This is a genomic window from Sulfuricaulis sp. (assembly GCF_040901545.1).
Lineage (GTDB): Bacteria > Pseudomonadota > Gammaproteobacteria > Acidiferrobacterales > Sulfurifustaceae > Sulfuricaulis.
The window spans coordinates 122,761-142,302 of sequence record NZ_JBBDYL010000005.1 but is presented as its reverse complement, the minus strand read 5'-3'; the positions used below and the strand labels follow the sequence as shown (position 1 = coordinate 142,302).

The window sequence follows — 19,542 nt, the reverse complement described above, 5'->3', positions numbered from 1 at the left end:
CGGTTCATCGTTCCTGGAGCCGTTCCAGGAGATTATCGATATTTTTGAACAATTCCTCTTCTTGATAGGGCTTGCTCATGTATATGTCTACACCGAGGTCGATCGCTTTTTGCCGGTGTTTGGAACCCGCTCGCGACGTAATGATGATGATGGGGATTTGCTTCAGGTTCTCGTCGGATCGCACGCGGGTCGTCAGTTCATACCCATCCATCCGCGGCATTTCAATATCGACGAGCATAAGATCAGGAATGCGGTCACGCAGTTGTTCAACGGCGTCGATGCCGTCCTTCGCCACCATCACGTCCATCCCCCGCTTTTGCAAATGCTTGCTCATAACCTTGCGCACGGTAAGCGAATCATCCACCACCATGATAACGGGTCGTTCCCGGATTTCCGCTGCCGGCTTGGCAACCGGATGGTGTTCGAAATGTATGATGTCTTCACGAAACCACAGCGCGGGTATATCCAGGATGAGCACGACGCGTCCGTCACCGAGGATGGTCGCGCCGGCGAGTCCCTTGATTTCAGAGAGCTGCGGCCCGATCGATTTGATCACCACTTCGCGGGTGCCGCCCAGACCATCGACCTGGATGGCGACTTCGCGTGTCCCAGCCCGTGCAATCATTACCGGTACTTTCTTTATGTTACGCGGCGTAGAAGTCAGGCCCAGCCGCTGCCCCAGGCTCATGTACGGATACACTTTCCCGTCGTGAGAAAGCAGCGGATTCTTGCCCACCGCAAGATTGGCGACTTTCTCAAATGGAAATTCAATGATATTCACCACGGACCCCAACGGGAGCGCGAACAGCTGGTCCCCTACATACACCATCAAGGCCTGCATGATGGACAATGTCAATGGCAGGCGAATGATAAAAGTCGTTCCCATGTCCGCTTCTCTGTCCACGGACATGCTCCCCCCCAACTGCTTGACTTCGCTGTGCACCACATCCATTCCCACGCCGCGTCCCGACAAATGGGTAATTTTCTCCGCGGTGGAAAACCCGGACATGAGAATGAACTGGATCAGTTCTTCTTCGGTCAAGTCGGCTTCGGGTGACATGAGACCGCGCTCAATCGCTTTGGCGCGAATCGCCTGAATATTGAGGCCGGCGCCGTCGTCGGACAAGCGGATAATCACTTCGGGTCCTTCCTGCGAGCAGGCTATCGTGATGCGCCCGACCGCCGGTTTATTTTTCTGCCGGCGGACGGATTCTTCTTCAATGCCATGGTCAATGCTGTTGCGGATCATGTGCTCAAACGGCCCGATCATGCGGTCGAGCACATTGCGGTCTATTTCCACCTCGGCGCCATCCAGATTGAGTTCCGCGCGCTTGCCCAATTCACGTGCCGTCTGGCGAACAATATGCCGCAAGCGCGCCGCCTGCGTCATGAAGCTCACCATGCGGGTGCGCATCAGGCCTTCCTGCAGATCGGTATTGATACGCGCCTGCTGCTGCAACACCGCTTCGGCTTCTCCGGCGAAATTTCCCAGACTGTTCTGGATGGTGCCAAGATCGTGCAGACTTTCAGCCAAGGAACGCGACAACTGCTGCAAGCGGCTGTAACGGTCAAATTCAAGCGGGTCGAAATCTTCCTCGTGATTCTCGACGCCCGCCTCCTGCTCCATGCGGTAAAGAATCTGCGACTCGGATTGAATTTCCAGCTCGCGAATCTGCTCTCGAAAACGGGTGATATTGCGTGACAGTTCCGAGAGGTTGTCGCGGAAACTGAAAATCTGCTGCTCCATGCGCGAACGCGAAATACTCACTTCGCCGGCGTAGTTGACCAAGTCGTTCAACAGGCTAGTATTGACGCGCACCTGGCCGCGGCGTTCCATCATTTCCGGCCACTGCTGCCGATCGTCGTCTTCCGGCGGCTGACGGTGTTCCTGAAAATCCGTGCCGGTGTTAAACGCTGCGGGTATTGCCGCACTCTGCTTGTTTTCGTCTGACGCCGCGGTTTCAACGACGGGTTCATCGAGCGAAACCCTATCAGCGGTATCGTCCGGAATCGCGGCGACCGGCTTTGGCTCCCTGGCCGTCACAGAAACGTCCGTGACCGGTCGGCCGGATGACAACGCCAGCACCCTGGCATTCAGGTCCGTGATGTCGGGCGCGGGCCGGTTACGGCGGGCATGGCCGAGCATAATCATCAGCAAGTCGTGGACCTCATCGAGCAGGTCGAACAGCCCAGCTCCCACATCAACCTTGCCCTCTTCGGTATTTCTAAGCAGTGTTTCAGCATTATGACTGAGCTCTCCCATGGTCATGGCGCCAGCCATGCGGGCCCCGCCTTTCAGCGTGTGCAACGAGCGTTTGAGTTCCGGCACCAAAGCCCGGTCGTCCGGACGGGTACGCCAGCGGGTCAACGCCTCTTCAATGGTGTTCAGGATGTCCGTGGCCTCTTCCTGGAAGATATCGAGCAACTCGGGATCGATCTGCTCGGGTATCGTCTCCGGTGAGGTGCTGGAAAACTGGGGGGCACGCTCGGGCGCGATTCCGGTATCGGGAGGCAGTGACGGAGGCGGAGTGATTTTCGCTGGCGCGGGTGGCGGCGTTGCGACTTCCCTTGCCGGGATGCGAACTGACGGCATAGGATTTCTGTCGAGTGAGGGATCCGGTTCATCGATATATTCAATCACCGCGTGGGTATCGCGCGAAAGCTCGGCAAACCGCTGGCGCAGTATCCCGCTTGAGGTTTCCCCGCGGTTCATCAGCTCAACGAGCTCCGTAACGGCCGATTCAAATCGTGTTACGAGCTCCTGATGAACCTCATTCAATGGAACATTTTCGGTTTTAAGCGTATGCAGGAGCTTTTCTATTACCGAGCAGGGTTCGGACATCGTCTCAAGCGTCAGTGAACGGGCGTTACCCTGAAGCGTGTGTACCGCGCGATAGAGAGTTTCCGATACAAAACAGGCGCCGCCAGTCTCACGGCAAGAAGAAATCTGCTGGCGGATGTTGGCGAGGTTATTTTGCGCTTCCGAAGTGAAAATTTCGAGCAAGGCTCCATCCAGTTTCGGGAGATCAGCGGTTTTTTTTTGAGGAGCTCTGGATTTCACATCCGGACCCGGTCCGGGCGTTGCTCTCCGTTCCGTTTCCGTCGCGGATGCTGCTGCCTTTTTTCGCGGAATCTTCGGCGGCACCGCCCCAGGCTCCGCCAGGGCGAAGGCAAATTGGCGCAATGATTCCAATTCGACACCGTGCGGCGACCGATCCGCGAGGGCATCGACCATTTTCGGAAACGTCTCCTCAGCCTGGTCCAGCAGATCGATAATCGCCGGCGAGGGTGCGATTTTGCCCTCGCGCACCTTGTTCAGAACATTTTCCACCGACCAGGCCAGCTCGGCAATTTCGGTGGCCCCCACCATCCGGCCACTGCCTTTGATGGTATGGAATCCGCGGCGGAGGTCGGCCAAGGCATTCTGGTTAGCGGTATCTTCCCGCCAAACCTCGAGCTTGTTCTTGATATTCTCAATCACATCGCGCGCGTCTTCGATGAAGATATCCATGATCTCATCATCGAATTCCTCGTCCGCGGCGGTCTGTTTTTCCGGCGCAGCAGGACGCGTGGCGGGCTTGAAGGGGGCGGATCTTGTCTTTTCCGCAGTTTCGGCATACTTCGGCGCGGGTACTTCGTCATCGAAGTCCGCCGCGGGACGATTCGGCGTGGCGCGCGAATCGCGGCGCACGATCAGCCGACGGCCGGCCAGCGCGGATACGGCGGTGAACGACTGTTTAAGGGTATCTGTGATTTCCTCCGTCACACGCGTGGGATCATCGGCCACGAGCGCAAGCAGTTTATTCATTTCGGCGCTGAACAGTTCGATCTTTCTCTGACCTTGCTCCCGGGCCAATTGCGAAAGATCTGAAAGCTGCTGGGCTAGCGTCTCCCGCGCCGGGTCGTTCTCAAGGTCATCGAGCCAGGATTCGAGGCTCATACGAATACCGTCAATCAGCAAACCCGGGTCACGTTTTAGCGTTTGCCTGGTGGCGAGTGCGTTGTCCATATCCTTGAACGCCGCATCGATCAGCATTTCCAGGTTCGGCCGGTCAGCACGCAGACCCTCGATAAATGCACCGATCGTGCCAACGCACACGGCCAACCCATCCATGACGGTGCTGTCGGCGATGAGCGTGCCACGTCGGATGTCTTCGACATATTGTCTGGTTACTTCCACCAGTTCACCGGCGCGCGATTGGCCGAGGATCTGCATCGCGCCCAGGATCTGCGATAGCAGGGCCGGAACCTGGTCCAGCGATTGCACTTGGGCAGGGTCAGCGGCGAAACCTTCGAGGGTTTCCTCGATGCGAACCAGATTATTGCTCACTTCACCGGCCACGACTCCGAGCAAATGCTTGTAATCCGATTCCGTCAGCTCTCCATCCGATACCTCGATTCCATCCGTCGCGGGCAACGATTCGCCGTCATCCGGCGAATGCAGCGTGCGCAACCGCTGGATGGCATCGGCAATCTGGTTTTTCCACTCGGCCGGGGAACGGCTCATGTCGCGCGTGCTGTTTTCGACCATGAGCAGGGCCTCCGCCATGGGCATGGAGGCCGAATTCGGATTCGCAATCTTGTTGTCGAGCAGGGCGCGGCAGGTCTGCGATAACTCATCCACCAGCGACTTGAGTATCGGTACATTCAGCATATCCAGCGTACCGGACATCTTGCGGAATGACTCCAGTAATGGCTCGAGCGAAACGCTGGCGTGATTTTCCGGGTCAAAATAGGTGGACATCAGATCCTGTGCCGATTCTATTTCCTTGCCGAGCGCCGAAGACACCGACTGCAGCGCCTCGGGCGCCGGCAGGTCAGTCACGGTCTCGGTCTCCTGGACTCCGCCAGTCAGCAGGAACGCCAGGTCGAACGCATGCTTGAGTTGCGTGATACGGGACCCTTGTGAACTCGCGTGGGCAATTTCCCACAGGATCGCACGCGTCAACGATTCGGAAGAATTACGCAGAACCGATTTTTCCGCGCCATCGATGATTTTTTTGAGCTGCTGATCCAGGCTTGCAAACAACTTCTTGCGCTCGGGCGTTACCTCAAGCCCGCCGTCGATCAATGCCTCGAATAGGCCTCCGGCTACCCAGAATAATTGTTCGAGCGCCACCAGGCTTACCTTGGCATGCAGCTTTTCGAAGACATCCGCAATTTTCCGCAGCGCCGCTTTATCTTCCGCATTCCTCAGCCACTGAAGCAATGTCGATTGGAATGTGCCGCGAAGCTGCTTGGCGAGTTCGCGGAATTCGGATTCCGATGCCTTTTCCTTCGGTGAGTCGGAAGGTGGCGGGCGGATGGAAAGATCGGGCGAGAACAACTCCAGCTCAGAAATGGTCGGGACCTGCCTCGCCACACGCAGCTCGTTGATGAGCTTGATATGCTTGAGCGGTACATCGAGCTGACCGTATTGCAACCGCGCCAGATAATCCGGGAGCGTGAGGATTCCACGCGTCAAGGCGTCAAAAACACCGGACTCGGGAGCGACCTTGTCGTTGACGACGGCTTCGGCAAGCGCCTCGGTTTCCTTGGCGAGCAAGGCCGCGCCGTCGAGTTCGACCATGAGCAGCGTGCCCACCACCTGATGCAGATGGGTGATACAAAAACGCAGCCGGGTTTTGTCGGACGGATTTTCGGCGAACGATTCCAATGCAAGACGCGCTTGTTTCAGCGTCTCATCGATCTCGGTTTTGACCCAACCCAGCGTGCTCAGGTCAACTTTGCTGTGTGTACTCATTGAAATCGCAAACTCTCCACCGTGCTCTGTCCTCACGCTGTTCCAATACGCGTGAAATCCTTGACCGAATAGCGCCGCCCGAAGGTGACGTTATGCCGGCAGCTTGAAACCCGCCACGGAGGCTTGCAGCTCGCGCGCCAGATCGGAGAGCTTGCCGATGGCTTCCGCCGTTTGCCGGCTGCCCGAGGAGGTCAACGTGGTGGTCTCCTGAATCTTGGCCATATTCCCTGATACGTCCGTCGCCGTCTGAGACTGTCGCTGCGCATCGCGCGCAATGTTCACGATCAAATTTGAAAGCTGCTCGGACACGGATTCGATCTCACCCAGCGCTTGTCCCGCCGCATCGGCCAGCCGCGTGGTCTGTACCACGCCGTTGGTAGCCTGCTCCATCGAGGCCACGGCTTCATTGGTATCCGCCTGAATGGTTTTGACCAGGTCGGCGATCTGCTTGGTCGCTTCGGCCGACCGCTCGGCGAGACGCTGCACTTCGTCCGCCACCACCGCAAAACCCCGCCCGGCTTCACCCGCCATCGCCGCCTGGATCGCGGCATTCAGCGAGAGTATGTTCGTCTGCTCGGCGATGTCGTTGATGAGCTCCACGATCTCGCCGATTTGCTGCGAGGATTCACCCAGACGCTTGATGCGTTTGGCGGTCTCCTGGATCTGCTCACGCATCTCGTCCATACCCTTGATCGTATCCTGCACGGCGACCGCGCCGCGTTTGGCGGTCGCCACGGATCCTTGCGCCACTTCGGCGGAGCGTTCGGCGCTTTTCGACATGTCTTCCATGGAACGGGCCATGGCCACCATCTTGCCCGTGGCATCGGTGATCTGCGCCGCCTGACGCAATGCGGCTTCGGTCAACTCGGTGGCGGTTTGCCGCGAGTGTTCCGAAGCGACGGCCACTTGTTGCGCGGCATTTTTGATACGCATCACCAGGTTTCTCATTTCGCGCACCGCGTAATTGATAGAGTCCGCGATTGCTCCCGTGATTTGTTCGGTCACCTCGGGCTGAATCGTCAAGTCGCCATCCGCCAGGTCGCCCATTTCGTCGAGCAGTTTCAGAATCGCGTCCTGACTCTGACGGTTCTGTTCAACGCTCATGTGCGCGCGGTCACGGGCGTCTTTGACCAGCCTGAACGCCAGCAAAAAGAGGAACAAGACCGAGGCAAATCCCGCAATAATGATGGATGTGCGAATACCTTCGCGGTGCTCGGTCAGGCCGGAGTAGGCATCGACCAATTGCCTCGACTTCTGCAACAGCGGATCGGACTGTTCAAAAACCGTCTGGCTCGACCGTTGCGAGACGAACAGTTCCGCGGCGCTGCCAAGGATACTTTCGATGTGCTTGTTGATTTTTCCGAACGCCGCAGCGGATTCGTCAATTTTCTCCCGCACGGACGGGGGCGCGTTCCGCCGCAGGAATTCGTTGGATTCCTTGTATAATTTCGCATCCTTGCCGAACTGCGCGGCCGCCACCGCCGCCTCGTTGCCGCCCTGGGCAAACAAGTTAACATCCTTCGCCATGCGCTGGGAAATCATGCCCTGGCGGGATGCCAGGTAAAGCAATTCCTGTTTCATTCCAGCCTTGGCGCCCAGCTCGGCAATCTCGTCGGAAAGCGACAGCAGCAATGGACTCATCTGGTTAATCGCCAACACCGAGTCGTGCAGGTTGAATTGCGATTTTTCCAGCGACAGAATCTGATCCACGTTCGCCCGTAAACCCTCGTTCGGTTTGGGCGTCCACATATTGAAAATTTCCTTCAGCTGGTTATTCGCGATTTCCTGCGGGCTCGGCGACACTCCCAGCTGGGAATTGCCGTCACGCAAGGAGGTTAAAATTTCGTCAAACCGGTCGCGTGATTCCCGCAGGCCTTTGAAAGCGCTTGGCTCACCCAAAACCGCCTCGCGCGCATCCTTGGCCAATCGTTGCGACAACATCAGCAACTGTGATGATTGTTCGATATACTTTGCCTCGCGCTCGGTCTGCTGGGCATTGATTACCAACAACCAGATCATGGCGATGATGGCGATCACCATTCCGCCCAGGACGAGTGGCAGACTGCCGAACAAGTTCATCAGCCCGCCGCTGAATAATGATGACGTCGGTTTCCCGACATCGACAAAATCGTCGCCCAACGTCGATCCGGCCGCCTCGTCCGTAAGATCGATGATATCTTCCGAGGGCTGGTCCAATCCTGTCTGCGTTTTACTTTTCCTAGCCATGCTGTCCACCTCGTCTCATACTGAATACTGTGAATTCATTTGTACCTGGCTATTTCACGGTGATTATACTTGCCGGTCAGGCGGCGACGTGACGGAAGGAAGGACTTTCCGCCAGAGATTTCATATCAAAAACTCCCCACAAAACATTGTCGCGCAAAAAAGCACCCGTCAACTGGCCCAGAACGGGGTCGTCCACTCCGGACAGATCCTGCCGCTCCAGATCCTCGTCAAAATGTCGCAGTCCTAAAACCTCGTTAACCAATAAGCCGGTGTTCAGTCCTGACGCATTCATGATCATCATCCGGGACTTGTCATCCTGAAAGACCGGCGGCTTGCCGAAATATTCCGAAAGATCGACGATCGTAATCAGGTTCCCGCGCACGTTGGCAATGCCCTTGAGCCAGGGTTTCACGCCCGGCACCACCGCCGCCGGCGGCGGCGGTAAAATCTCGAGCACATGATCGAGCGGCGTCACCAGCATCATGTTCCCGAGTCGAAATCCGACACCGGACCACAACTTCGTCACTTCGACTTCTTGCGGCAAGCCAGGAGCATTCTCCAGGCTTTGTTGCTGCATCTTGCGCAGGAGTTCGAAGGGGTCTTGTCGCGAGGTTTTAGCCATGCGCTAAAGCGACCTTATTTTCCCGATCAACACATTTTCGACAATTGGTTTGACGATGTAATCCTTCGCGCCTTGCCGCAGCCCCCACGCTTTGTCGGTTTCCTGACCTTTGGAAGAGCAGACAAATACCGGAATGGAAGCCGTCTCCGAGTCCTTGGAGATTACCCGCGTGGCTTCAAAGCCGCTCATACCCGGCATTACGATGTCCATCAATATGAGATCGGGCTTTTCCTTTTTTGCCTTGGCTATTCCTTCCTCACCGCTGGTGGCGGTTATTACGGAATATCCGTTTTTCTTCAGCATTTCCCCCAACATGTGGGTATCCGTCGCTGAATCGTCTACTACTAAAATTTTTTTTATAGGCATCTGACTGCTCCGTTTTGTCTGATTACTATAATTTCCCCGTCTCCTTCACGCCAAGCCGGCCGTATCAGTGGACATATCGGTTGATGACGTCAATCAACTCCTCCTGGGTAAACGGCTTGTTAACATGTTCTTCGGAACCGGCGATACGCCCCCGGGCACGGTCGAACAGGCCGTCTTTGCTCGATAACATGATCACCGGTGTATCTCTGAATTTCTTGTTGTTCTTGATCAGTTGGCAGGTTTGATAACCGTCCAAACGGGGCATCATGATGTCAACGAAAATAATGTCCGGGAGATTATCGGTAATCAGCGACATGGCCTCAAATCCGTCGGCGGCGGTGTATACCTCGTACCCAGCCTTTCTCAGCAACGCTTCGGCGGTGCGCCTTATGGTATTGCTGTCATCGATTACCATCACTTTAATACTCACGACGCTTTCCTCGCCTAAATTCTTGCTATCGGACATTTTGACGGACACGCCGAGTCAGGCCAGTCGGTTTGTGATGTAATTTGTGCGGATTTATGGCTATAATAATGATTTGGTAGCACAAATCCCGCCCAAAATCCACGCACATGATCGCTCCGGCCACTCCCTTAACAATATAGTCTATGCCAACCTTGGCGTTTGGAGCCCGGCCACGGGCCGTTCATCCCGGTCTTTCCCGGGAAATAACCGGCGGAATATCTGCATCTATCGTGCCAAACCGCCTGGGACTTACCTTTATCAGAACCAATCGATTACCATGGAGTCTGAGAACCGGCCCACAAAATCCAGCGAATCATGGGTAATGCATCTCAGCCAATCGTCCCGCATCTGACCACGGCCCTGACCGGGCCGTTGCAAGAAATCGAGGCGATCCTGCTGCGCAACCAGGCCGGCATCGAGCGCTGGTTCCGTACTCAATGGCGGGAGACACCGGCCCCGTTTTATTGCTCGGTGGATTTGCGCAACGCCGGTTTCAAACTCGCGCCGGTGGATACCAACCTGTTCCCGGCCGGGTTCAACAATCTCAATCCCGCGTTTCGTCCCTTGGCGGTGCAGGCGGTGCAAGCAGCGCTCGAACGGGTTTGCCCCAGTGCCGGGGGAGTGCTGGTCATTCCGGAAAGCCACACACGCAATGTCCATTACTTTGAAAGCCTGGCCACGCTCGTGGAAATCCTGACCATGGCCGGACTCAGGGTACGGCTCGGTTCGTTACTTCCCGACATCACCGCGCCAAAAACCATCGTATTGCCCTCCGGGCGGGAACTCCTGCTTGAGCCGCTCGTGCGCCGGGACCACCGGATTACCGTGGCGGATTTTGAGCCCTGTTTTGCGCTGCTCAACAACGACCTGTCCGGCGGATTGCCCGCCATCCTGGAAAATCTGGATCAAACCATTGCCCCGCCGTTACCGCTTGGCTGGTGGAATCGCCTGAAATCGAATCACTTCACCCACTATCATCGCGTCGCCACCGAATTCGCCGCCTTGGTCAATCTCGATCCATGGCTGATTGACCCGATTTTCCGCAAATGCGGCAAGGTAGATTTTGAAAAACGCACCGGAGAAGAATGCCTGGCCACCAATATCGCCGAGATCCTTGTTGAGATGCGGGCCAAATACCGTGAGTACGGGATCGATCAGGAGCCCTTCGTCATCGTCAAGGCCGACGCCGGCACCTATGGCATGGCCATTATGTCGGTCAAAGATGCCAAAGAGGTATACGCGCTCAATCGCAAGCAGCGGACCAAGATGGCTCGCGCCAAGGAAGGTCATGCGGTGCGCGACGTGATGGTGCAGGAAGGGGTGTACACCTTTGAAACCTGGGGACCGAAAAACGCCGTGGCGGAACCGGTTGTCTACATGATCGATCACTTTGTTGTCGGAGGATTCTACCGGGTGCATACCAGTCGCGGGATCGATGAGAACCTCAATGCGCCCGGCATGCAATTCGAACCGCTCGCCTTTGCCGAACCCTGCAGCTATCCCGATCCAAACCAGGCGCCGAACACCAACTCCAACCGTTTCTATGCCTACGGGGTGATCGCACGTCTCGCGCAAATCGCCGCGGCGCGTGAATCAGAAGAGGCAATAAGGACGCCGGCGGCATATAAATCAAACGATTTGAAGAAAGCCAACTACTGATCGTTTCCCGCACGCGAGCTCCATGACGATCCGACTCGGTGTAGTGATGGATCCCATCGGGGCCATCAATATAAAAAAAGACAGCACCTTCGCGATGCTGCTCGAAGCTCAGGCGCGCAGCTGGCAGATCCAATACTTGGAACAAAGCGATCTGTTCCTGCAAGACGGGCGATGCTTTGCGCGCCACCGTGAACTCCGGTTATTTGAAAACTCCGATCGATGGTTCGAATGGGGCCCGGAAAACACGGGTCCAGCCGAGATGCTTGATGTCATCCTGATGCGCAAGGATCCGCCGTTTGACATGGAGTACGTATACACCACCTATCTCCTGGAACGCGCGGAAGCGGCCGGCGTGCTGGTCGTGAACAAACCGCGCAGCCTGCGCGATGCCAATGAAAAACTTTTCACCGCCTGGTTTCCTCAATGCATGCCACCGACCCTGGTGACGCGTTCCGCCGCGCGGGTCCGCGATTTTCTCTCGGCTCACGGCGACATCGTACTGAAACCCCTGGGCGGCATGGGCGGCGAATCCGTTTTTCGCCTGCGCCGCGGCGACCCCAACACGAATGTTGCAATCGAAATCCTGACCGCCGATGAAACCCGCTTCGCCATGGCGCAGCGGTTCATTCCCGAAATCGCCCAGGGCGACAAGCGCATTTTGCTCATTGACGGTGAACCCATCCCTTATGCACTCGCCCGGATTCCCGCCGAAGGCGAAACCCGCGGGAACCTGGCCGCAGGCGGGACGGGCGTGGGCGCGCCATTGACCGAGCGCGACCGCTGGATTTGCGCACAGGTGGGCCCAGTGCTGCGGGAAAAGGGATTGATGTTCGTCGGACTCGACGTCATTGGCGATTACCTGACGGAAATCAACGTCACGAGCCCGACCTGCATTCGGGAACTCGACCGGATTTACGAACTCCGGATCAGCGCCAAACTCATGGACACCATCGCCGCCAGCCTCTCCCGACAGCGTGCACGCCAGCAGGATTGAGTTATAATTTTTCTATCGAATATCGACACGATTTTCTCTCGAGCATGACGGCATATACTATCACGAGTATTTCACAGAGCGACCGTTTCGGCGTGAGCATCTTCGGTTCGTTCCTGGTGCACATGGTCGTGATTCTGGGTGTGACGTTTACCTTGCCCAAGCTGAGTGATTTTCCGGGGCTGCCCAGCCTGGAGATTACGCTGGTGCAGACCGCGAGCGATAAACGGCCGCTCGACCCGGAGTTTCTGGCGCAGGCCAACCAGGATGGCGGTGGCGACAGCGATGCCGCGGAAATCGCCAAGAACCCGCTGCCGGTGCGCGAGATCAGTCCGGTGAATCGCGATTTTCCAACCTTTCAGACCATGCCCCAGAAGCGCGTGACGTCGGAACGTGAAAAGACCGCGCTGCTGTCACAGCAAGCCAGCCGTAAAATCAAGGACCAGGAAATCAAACCGGAGAAAAAGGAATTACAGCTCCAGCCGCCCCATTTGGGGCTCATGGCGCGCGCGGAAATTCAGGAGGAGCGTGCGCGCCTGAATGCCGAGATCAGCCGCACGTGGCAGGAATACCAGAAACGTCCACGGCACAAATTTCTGAATGCCCGTACGCAGGAATACAAGTACGCGGCATACATGGATGCCTGGCGTGCGAAAGTGGAGGCCATCGGAAATCTCAATTATCCCGAAGAAGCCAAACGTAGACATCTGACCGGCAACCTGTTGCTGGACGTGGCGCTGAATCCCGACGGGACCGTCAACGGGATATCGCTGCGACGCTCCTCGGGACATAAAACGCTGGACGACGCGGCGATCCGAATCGTCGAGCTGGCCGCGCCCTTCGCACCGTTTCCACCCGAAGTCCGCGCGGACATCGATGTGCTGCATATCACGCGTACCTGGAAATTCAATGAATCGGGGCTTTCCAGCGAAAACTGATTCGCCGGCTTGCCGGTTGGATTTAGTCAATCACAAATCTGTCCGGTGGCGGATTCATCCTGAAATCCGAAATTACGACCGGCTCGGACCAGACACCCTTGTATCGCGCATCCGAGTGCCGGATACTCTTTTACCATGACAGCCTTGGTCTCTCTCGCCAATCATTTCCTGATCGCCATGCCAACCCTGGCAGATACGAATTTTGCACGCAGCGTCACCCTCATCTGCGAACATTCTGACAAGGGCGCCATGGGTATCGTCGTCAACCGTATGACCGATTTGCGTTTAGGCGAAATCTTCGAACAACTCAGCATAGATCCGGCCAAGGCTTCGAACACCGAATCCGTTGTCTATCTCGGTGGGCCGGTACAGAACAATCGCGGCTTTGTGCTGCACGAGCCGCTTGGCAACTGGGAATCTACGCTTACCGTGACGGACAATCTTGGGGTGTCTACCTCGCGCGACGTCCTCGAGGCCATCGCGCACAATCGCGGCCCGGACAAATACATGGTGGCGCTCGGTTACGCCGGGTGGGGTGCCGGGCAGCTCGAACGCGAAATCTCCGAAAACTCCTGGCTCTCCGGACCCGCCAGCCGCGAGATTATCTTCAACTTACCGGTGGAACACCGCTGGAAAGCGGCGGCCCGGCTCATGGGTGTCAATCTCTCCACGCTGTCCGGAGAGGCGGGACACGCGTGAGACCAGGGTTTATCTCCAAGGATACCCGCCGGCACGGCCCCTCCTAGGCATGCCCGAGAGCACCACGGCCGAGACCTTTCTCGGGTTTGACTACGGGGCAAAATATATCGGCGTCGCCGTCGGGAGCCGCCATTCGCGTCAGGCAGAACCCTTGACCACCCTGCGTGGCTCGGCCAAAAATCCCGACTGGGTCGGTGTTTCGAAGCTTATTGCGCAGTGGCGCCCGGATGCCCTGATCGTCGGTTTGCCGCTGAATATGAATGGCAGCGGCAATCCGATGACTCGCGCCGCCCGGCAATTTGGCGAACACCTCAAGGACCGCTACAATTTGCCGGTACATATGGTGGATGAACGTCTCTCAACGCTGGCCGCCCGCGATATCCTGAACGAGGCGGGCGTTCCCATGAGACGTCACAAAAAACGGCTTGATCAGGTGGCGGCCCAGACCATCCTCCAGACCTTCCTGAACGAACTTCCCGGAGGCCCCCCGTGACATCGGCGATTGACATCGAAGCGGCGATGACGCGGATGGCCGAACAGCTTCGGCCGCTGCTCAAGCGTCGTCCGCTCATGATCGGTGTCCACACGGGTGGGGCCTGGATTGCCGAACGCCTGCACCAACAACTCGATCTGAAAGAACCGTTGGGCACACTCGACATTTCCTTTTATCGAGATGATTTTACCCGCATCGGCATGAACCCCCAGGTCCGTACTTCCCATCTTCCCGTCAATGTCGAGGACCGCCACATCATTCTGGTGGACGACGTGCTGCATACCGGACGCACCATCCGCGCCGCGCTCAACGAAATCTTCGACTACGGCCGTCCGGCCTCGGTGATGCTTGCCTGTCTCATCGAACGTGATGGACGCGAATTGCCCGTCGAAGCCCAGGTAGTGGGTGAGCACATGAAGCTCGGGAAGAAAGAGCACATCAAACTGCTGGGACCGGATAAACTCGAGTTACGCGTCCAGGAGGTCAACGGGTGAAACCAGGCCTTCAATTCGATGACGCCGGCCGGTTGCGCCATCTTCTCACCATTGAAGGTCTTTCCCGTCAAACCATTATTGAAATTCTCGACACCGCCGAGTCCTTCATCTCGATGGGTGAGCGTGAGATCAAGAAAATCCCCCTGTTGCGGGGAAAAACCGTCGTCAATCTGTTCTTCGAGTCCAGCACCCGCACCCGCACCACCTTCGAGATCGCCGCCAAGCGCCTGTCGGCGGACGTGATCAATCTGAATGTCGACGCCTCCAGCACCAGCAAGGGCGAAACCCTGCTCGATACCATCCGCAATCTCGAGGCCATGCATACCGATCTCTTTATCGTGCGCCACGCCGAATCCGGCGCGGCGCACATGATCGCGCGCCATGTACCGCCACACGTCCATATCATCAACGCCGGCGACGGCCGCCATGCGCACCCCACCCAGGGTCTGCTCGACATGTTCACCATCCGTCGCTACAAGGGTGCGTTCGAAAAACTCAAAGTGGCCATCGTGGGCGACATCCTGCACTCGCGTGTCGCGCGCTCGCAGATTCACGCGCTGGTCACGCTGGGCGTGGCGGAGTTGCGCGTGGTCGCTCCCAAGACGCTGCTGCCGACGGCGGTGGAGATGCTTGGGGTTCGTGCCTTTACCCGCATGGAGGAAGGTCTCGACGGCGTGGACGTAGTCATGATGCTGCGGCTGCAGCGCGAACGGATGCAGGGGGCTCACATTCCGAGCGAGCATGAATTCTTCAATCTCTATGGACTGACGCCTGCCAAGCTCGCGCTGGCGGCCAGGGACGCCATCGTCATGCATCCGGGCCCGATGAACCGCGGCCTGGAAATCGATTCCGCCGTGGCCGACGGCCCGCAATCCGTCATTCTCCCGCAAGTGACTTACGGCATCGCGGTACGGATGGCGGTGATGGCAATCATCATGGGTGGCGCGTCTGAATCTCCGAAGTACCGGGACACCCAGGTGTCGCGCGCGGTGAAAAACCAGCCACGATCCGGCGGGAGGCGCTGATGACGGGAGTCGTCATTCAAGGCGGTCACCTGATCGACCCGGCCCACGGCGTGGACGGCAAGAAGGACCTCTACATCGACGGCAATGGTTTCGTGGTTGGAGTCGGCAAGGCGCCGACCGGGTTCAAGGAAACGAAATCGATCAATGCACGTGGCTTGATCGTCTGCCCGGGTCTCGTCGATCTGCGGGCCCGGTTGCGCGAACCGGGATTGGAATATAAGGCCACGATCGAATCCGAAGTCCATGCCGCGGTTGCCGCCGGCATCACCACGCTTTGCTGTCCGCCCGACACGCGTCCGGTGATCGACACGCCGGCCATGGCGCAGATGATCCAGTCACGGGCCTGGCGGTTCGGGAAGGCATTCATCCATCCGCTGGGCGCACTCACGCAGGGCCTCGAAGGCAAGCTGCTGGCGGACATGGAATCCCTCGATGAAGCCGGCTGCGTGGGATTCACCAATGCCTTGGCGCCGATGACGGATACGCTGGTCATGCGGCGTGCGCTGGAATACGCCGCCACGCTCGATCTCACCGTATTCTTGCATGCAGAAGATCCCTGGTTGCGGAACGGCGGTTGCGTGCATGAAGGCGAGATCGGTACGCGCCTGGGGCTGCCCGGCATTCCGGAAGCCGCGGAAACCGTGGGCGTGGCCCGCGACCTGGCGCTGATCGAGCAGACCGGATGTCGCGCCCATTTTTGCAATCTCTCGAGCAACCGTGCCGTGGCCATGATCGCCGAGGCAATTGCGCACGGGCTTCCCGTCAGCGCCGACGTTACGGCGCACCACCTGCATCTCACCGAGCACGATATCGGCGATTTCAATACCCTGTGCCATGTGCAACCGCCGCTACGCGGTACGCACGATCGCAAGGGCTTGCGCAAGGCATTGAAGACCGGCGTCATCCGCGCGATCTGCTCGGATCACCAGCCGCACGAACCCGATGCCAAGCTCGCACCGTTCGCAAAATCCGAGCCCGGCATCTCGGCGCTTGAAACCTTACTGCCGCTGACGCTGAAACTGGTGGACGAGAAATTGCTCAGCTTGTCGGAGGCGTTGACGCTGTTGACGCACAATCCGGCGGAAATTATCGGCGTGGAGACCGGACACCTCGGCGTCGGTGCCACGGCCGATATCTGTATTTTCGACCCGGAGGCCCGCTGGATGCTGACGGAAGACAAACTCATCTCCCGCGGGCATAACACGCCGTTTCTGGGGTGGGAGTTCCGCGGGCGGGTGATATACACGTTGGTCGGCGGAAAAATTGTATTTGAAGCCGGCGAAAAATAACGATTTTTCCTTTTCGCCTTTTCGTCAGCTCGAATACCTGCGGCAACTTTCCTGGCGACATTTTTTCGGCGTTGTCCGTTCGGACTTCAGCAGTCGTTATTTTTTCAATCGTAGCGGTACACCCACCATTCGCCTTCGTGACAGGCAAAGACTGTTAGCTTTCCGCGGCGAATGCCGACGATGTGCCGTCGCCTGCACCCATACGGAACCGCCACGGAATTACTTGAAAGTCACGTTGCGCATCGACTCACCGAGCTCGCGGCTCTTCGAGTCCTTGCCCTCGAGCTTGATGCGCAGCCGCACGTCGTTGATCGAGTCGGCGTTGCGCAGGGCATCGTCGTAGGAGATGAGATCGGCCTCGTACAGATTGAACAGCGACTGGTCGAAAGTCTGCATGCCGGCTTCCGTCGACTTGCTCATGAGGTCCTTGATCTCAGGAACCTTGCCTTCCATGATCAGGTCGGCGATCAGCGGTGAGTTGATCATCACCTCGACTGCGGGCACGCGCCCCTTGCCGCTTTTCATGGGGATCAGCCGTTGTGAAATAATGGCCTTGAGATTGAGCGCCAGGTCCATCAGCAGCTGATTGCGCTTTTCTTCCGGAAAGAAGTTGATGATGCGATCCAGCGCCTGGTTGGCGTTGTTGGCGTGCAAGGTGGACAGACACAGGTGACCGGTTTCGGAGAACTGGATCGCCAAGTCCATGGTTTCGCGCGAGCGGACCTCGCCGATCAGGATCACGTCCGGGGCCTGGCGCATGGCGTTCTTGAGCGCCACCTCGTAAGAGGCGGTGTCCACGCCCACTTCGCGTTGGTTCACAATGCAGTTCTTGTGGTCGTGCACGAATTCCACCGGGTCCTCGATGGTAAGAATATGACCGTAGCTGTATTCATTGCGGTAACCGACCATGGCCGCGAGCGAGGTGGATTTGCCCGAACCGGTGCCGCCGACAAACAGGATCAGCCCGCGCTTGGTCAGCGCCAGGTCCGCCAGCACTTTCGGCAGATGCAGATCGTCGAAGCGCGGGATATCCGTATTGATGGTTCGCAGCACCATGCCGACTCGCTGCTGCTGCATAAATACGTTGACGCGGAAACGCCCGATCTCCTGCGGCGAGATGGCGAAATTGCACTCGTTGTGCGCCTCGAACTGGCGGCGTTGGTCCTCGTTCATAACGCCATAGGCGAAGGCGCGCGACTGCTCGGGGGTCAACGATTGTTTCGTCACCGGCATGATCTTGCCATCAACCTTGATGGAGGGCGGAACGCCGGCCGTGATGAACAGGTCCGACGCCTTTTTGTGCTTCATCAACTTCAGAAGGTCAACAAAATTCATCTGGCTTTACCCCCGGTGGCTGCCGCTACCGCGGCGGCGGTTGAAAACAGATCTTTATTCATGGCGACAGTGCGCGCCTCGTCAATATGCACCTGGCGTGTGCGCACCAGATCTTGCAGGCACTGATCCAGCGTCTGCATGCCGACATTCTGGCCGGTCTGGATGGAGGAGTACATTTGCGCCACCTTGTTTTCGCGAATCAGGTTGCGGATGGCCGGCGTGCCGAGCATGATCTCGTGTGCCGCCACGCGTCCGCCGCCAATTTTCTTGAGCAGCGTCTGGGAGATTACCGCGCGCAGGGATTCTGACAACATGGCGCGCACCATGTCCTTCTCCGCCGCCGGGAATACGTCGACGATGCGGTCGATCGTTTTGGCCGCGGAACTGGTATGCAGCGTGGCGTAAACCAGATGTCCCGTTTCGGCGCCGGTCAACGCCAGCCGGATCGTTTCGAGATCGCGCATTTCACCGACCAGGATCACGTCCGGGTCCTCGCGCAAGGCGCTGCGCAAGGCATTGTTGAATCCCAGCGTGTCCTTGCCCACTTCGCGCTGATTGATCAGGCAGTTCTTGCTGGTGTGCACGAATTCGATCGGATCCTCGATGGTCAGGATATGCTCGTGCCGCAATTCGTTTACGTAGTTAATCATGGCCGCGAGCGTCGTGGACTTGCCGGAACCGGTCGGACCGGTCACCAGCACCAGGCCGCGCGGCTGGTCGGAAACGTGCTTGAACACCGCCGGCGCGTTCAGTTGCTCGAGCGACAGGACCTTGGAGGGTATGGTCCGGAACACGGCCGCCGGGCCACGCAACTGGTTGAAGGCGTTGACGCGAAAGCGCGCGATGTTGGGGAGTTCGAAGGAGAAATCGGTTTCTAAAAATTCCTCGTAGTCTTTCTGCTGTTTGTCCGACATGATGTCGTAAATCATGTTGTGGACGGAGCGATCGTCCAGCGGATCGACGTTGATGCGTTTGATGTCGCCGTCCACGCGTATCAACGGCGGCAGACCTGCCGATAAATGCAGGTCCGAGGCGTTCTGTTTGAAGGCAAACGCCAGCAGTTCAGCGATATCCATCCGGGTCTCCGGGGGCCATGTGGTTGATAGAATTCATTATCGATTCGCCCCTCCCTACTTTTTTAGTCCATTCCAGCCTGATCTGCAAACGGGCTGCTCGCCGGCCGGGCGTGCAACACC

At 57.7% G+C, this 19,542-nt stretch carries 15 protein-coding genes; 8 read left to right on the top strand and 7 right to left on the bottom strand.

All coding sequences use genetic code 11. From position 1 onward, the window contains the following. Positions 1 to 4 precede the first annotated feature (4 nt). The 5 genes from WD823_RS01765 to WD823_RS01745 all read right to left on the bottom strand — a co-directional run bounded on the left by WD823_RS01765 (position 5) and on the right by WD823_RS01745 (position 9,423). Positions 5 to 5,743 carry an Hpt domain-containing protein gene (locus tag WD823_RS01765; protein WP_368427755.1) on the bottom strand — a complete coding sequence of 1,913 codons (5,739 nt, stop codon included), beginning with the start codon at positions 5,741 to 5,743 and terminating at the stop codon, positions 5 to 7. A gap of 90 nt (positions 5,744 to 5,833) precedes the next feature. After that, positions 5,834 to 7,969: a methyl-accepting chemotaxis protein gene (locus WD823_RS01760; protein WP_368427754.1), complete on the bottom strand. Its 2,136-nt coding sequence runs from the start codon at positions 7,967 to 7,969 to the stop codon at positions 5,834 to 5,836. A 76-nt stretch (positions 7,970 to 8,045) separates the two neighbouring features. Next, on the bottom strand, positions 8,046 to 8,546 hold the full coding sequence (locus tag WD823_RS01755) for a chemotaxis protein CheW (protein WP_368427835.1): 501 nt from the start codon (positions 8,544 to 8,546) through the stop codon (positions 8,046 to 8,048). A 48-nt stretch (positions 8,547 to 8,594) separates the two neighbouring features. Continuing rightward, positions 8,595 to 8,957 (bottom strand): PleD family two-component system response regulator, encoded by a 363-nt coding sequence (locus tag WD823_RS01750; RefSeq protein ID WP_368427753.1) that lies wholly within the window; start codon positions 8,955 to 8,957, stop codon positions 8,595 to 8,597. A gap of 64 nt (positions 8,958 to 9,021) precedes the next feature. Continuing rightward, positions 9,022 to 9,423, bottom strand: a complete 402-nt coding sequence (locus tag WD823_RS01745; protein ID WP_368427752.1) for a PleD family two-component system response regulator — start codon at positions 9,421 to 9,423, stop codon at positions 9,022 to 9,024. 315 nt (positions 9,424 to 9,738) lie between these two features. On the opposite strand from WD823_RS01745, the gene gshA reads away from it, so the two are divergent. The 8 genes from gshA (at position 9,739) to WD823_RS01705 (ending at position 17,011) form a co-directional block, all read left to right on the top strand. After that, positions 9,739 to 11,082, top strand: a complete 1,344-nt coding sequence (gene gshA, locus WD823_RS01740; protein ID WP_368427751.1) for a glutamate--cysteine ligase — start codon at positions 9,739 to 9,741, stop codon at positions 11,080 to 11,082. Positions 11,083 to 11,104: 22 nt separating this feature from the next. Beyond that, positions 11,105 to 12,076 (top strand): glutathione synthase, encoded by a 972-nt coding sequence (gene gshB, locus WD823_RS01735; RefSeq protein WP_368427750.1) that lies wholly within the window; start codon positions 11,105 to 11,107, stop codon positions 12,074 to 12,076. A 44-nt stretch (positions 12,077 to 12,120) separates the two neighbouring features. Next, on the top strand, positions 12,121 to 13,011 hold the full coding sequence (locus tag WD823_RS01730) for an energy transducer TonB (protein ID WP_368427749.1): 891 nt from the start codon (positions 12,121 to 12,123) through the stop codon (positions 13,009 to 13,011). A 135-nt stretch (positions 13,012 to 13,146) separates the two neighbouring features. After that, positions 13,147 to 13,710, top strand: coding sequence for a YqgE/AlgH family protein (locus tag WD823_RS01725; protein ID WP_368427748.1), 564 nt, complete (start codon positions 13,147 to 13,149; stop codon positions 13,708 to 13,710). A gap of 49 nt (positions 13,711 to 13,759) precedes the next feature. Beyond that, entirely contained in the window at positions 13,760 to 14,203 is a 444-nt protein-coding gene (gene ruvX, locus WD823_RS01720; RefSeq protein ID WP_368427747.1) for a Holliday junction resolvase RuvX, read from the top strand. Between the two features lie 14 nt (positions 14,204 to 14,217). Further along, positions 14,218 to 14,697: a bifunctional pyr operon transcriptional regulator/uracil phosphoribosyltransferase PyrR gene (gene pyrR, locus WD823_RS01715; protein WP_368427834.1), complete on the top strand. Its 480-nt coding sequence runs from the start codon at positions 14,218 to 14,220 to the stop codon at positions 14,695 to 14,697. Then, positions 14,694 to 15,722 (top strand): aspartate carbamoyltransferase catalytic subunit, encoded by a 1,029-nt coding sequence (locus WD823_RS01710; RefSeq protein ID WP_368427746.1) that lies wholly within the window; start codon positions 14,694 to 14,696, stop codon positions 15,720 to 15,722. Before pyrR ends, WD823_RS01710 begins: the two co-directional genes overlap by 4 nt. After that, complete coding sequence (locus WD823_RS01705) at positions 15,722 to 17,011, top strand: dihydroorotase (protein ID WP_368427745.1); 1,290 nt, start codon at positions 15,722 to 15,724, stop codon at positions 17,009 to 17,011. Before WD823_RS01710 ends, WD823_RS01705 begins: the two co-directional genes overlap by 1 nt. A gap of 219 nt (positions 17,012 to 17,230) precedes the next feature. Here WD823_RS01705 and WD823_RS01700 read toward each other — a convergent pair whose 3' ends face one another. After that, complete coding sequence (locus WD823_RS01700) at positions 17,231 to 18,346, bottom strand: PilT/PilU family type 4a pilus ATPase (RefSeq protein WP_368427744.1); 1,116 nt, start codon at positions 18,344 to 18,346, stop codon at positions 17,231 to 17,233. Next, a complete protein-coding gene (locus WD823_RS01695) occupies positions 18,343 to 19,422 on the bottom strand; it encodes a type IV pilus twitching motility protein PilT (protein ID WP_368427743.1) in 1,080 nt (359 codons plus the stop codon). Before WD823_RS01695 ends, WD823_RS01700 begins: the two co-directional genes overlap by 4 nt. Between the last annotated feature and the right edge of the window lie 120 nt (positions 19,423 to 19,542).

Coding starts and splice junctions, on each gene's coding strand:
- WD823_RS01765 (WP_368427755.1), bottom strand. CDS start 5,743: ATGAGTACACACAGCAAAGTTGACCTGAGCACGCTGGGTTGGGTCAAA.
- WD823_RS01760 (WP_368427754.1), bottom strand. CDS start 7,969: ATGGCTAGGAAAAGTAAAACGCAGACAGGATTGGACCAGCCCTCGGAA.
- WD823_RS01755 (WP_368427835.1), bottom strand. CDS start 8,546: ATGCAGCAACAAAGCCTGGAGAATGCTCCTGGCTTGCCGCAAGAAGTC.
- WD823_RS01750 (WP_368427753.1), bottom strand. CDS start 8,957: ATGCCTATAAAAAAAATTTTAGTAGTAGACGATTCAGCGACGGATACC.
- WD823_RS01745 (WP_368427752.1), bottom strand. CDS start 9,423: ATGTCCGATAGCAAGAATTTAGGCGAGGAAAGCGTCGTGAGTATTAAA.
- gshA (WP_368427751.1), top strand. CDS start 9,739: ATGGGTAATGCATCTCAGCCAATCGTCCCGCATCTGACCACGGCCCTG.
- gshB (WP_368427750.1), top strand. CDS start 11,105: ATGACGATCCGACTCGGTGTAGTGATGGATCCCATCGGGGCCATCAAT.
- WD823_RS01730 (WP_368427749.1), top strand. CDS start 12,121: ATGACGGCATATACTATCACGAGTATTTCACAGAGCGACCGTTTCGGC.
- WD823_RS01725 (WP_368427748.1), top strand. CDS start 13,147: ATGACAGCCTTGGTCTCTCTCGCCAATCATTTCCTGATCGCCATGCCA.
- ruvX (WP_368427747.1), top strand. CDS start 13,760: ATGCCCGAGAGCACCACGGCCGAGACCTTTCTCGGGTTTGACTACGGG.
- WD823_RS01705 (WP_368427745.1), top strand. CDS start 15,722: ATGACGGGAGTCGTCATTCAAGGCGGTCACCTGATCGACCCGGCCCAC.
- WD823_RS01700 (WP_368427744.1), bottom strand. CDS start 18,346: ATGAATTTTGTTGACCTTCTGAAGTTGATGAAGCACAAAAAGGCGTCG.
- WD823_RS01695 (WP_368427743.1), bottom strand. CDS start 19,422: ATGGATATCGCTGAACTGCTGGCGTTTGCCTTCAAACAGAACGCCTCG.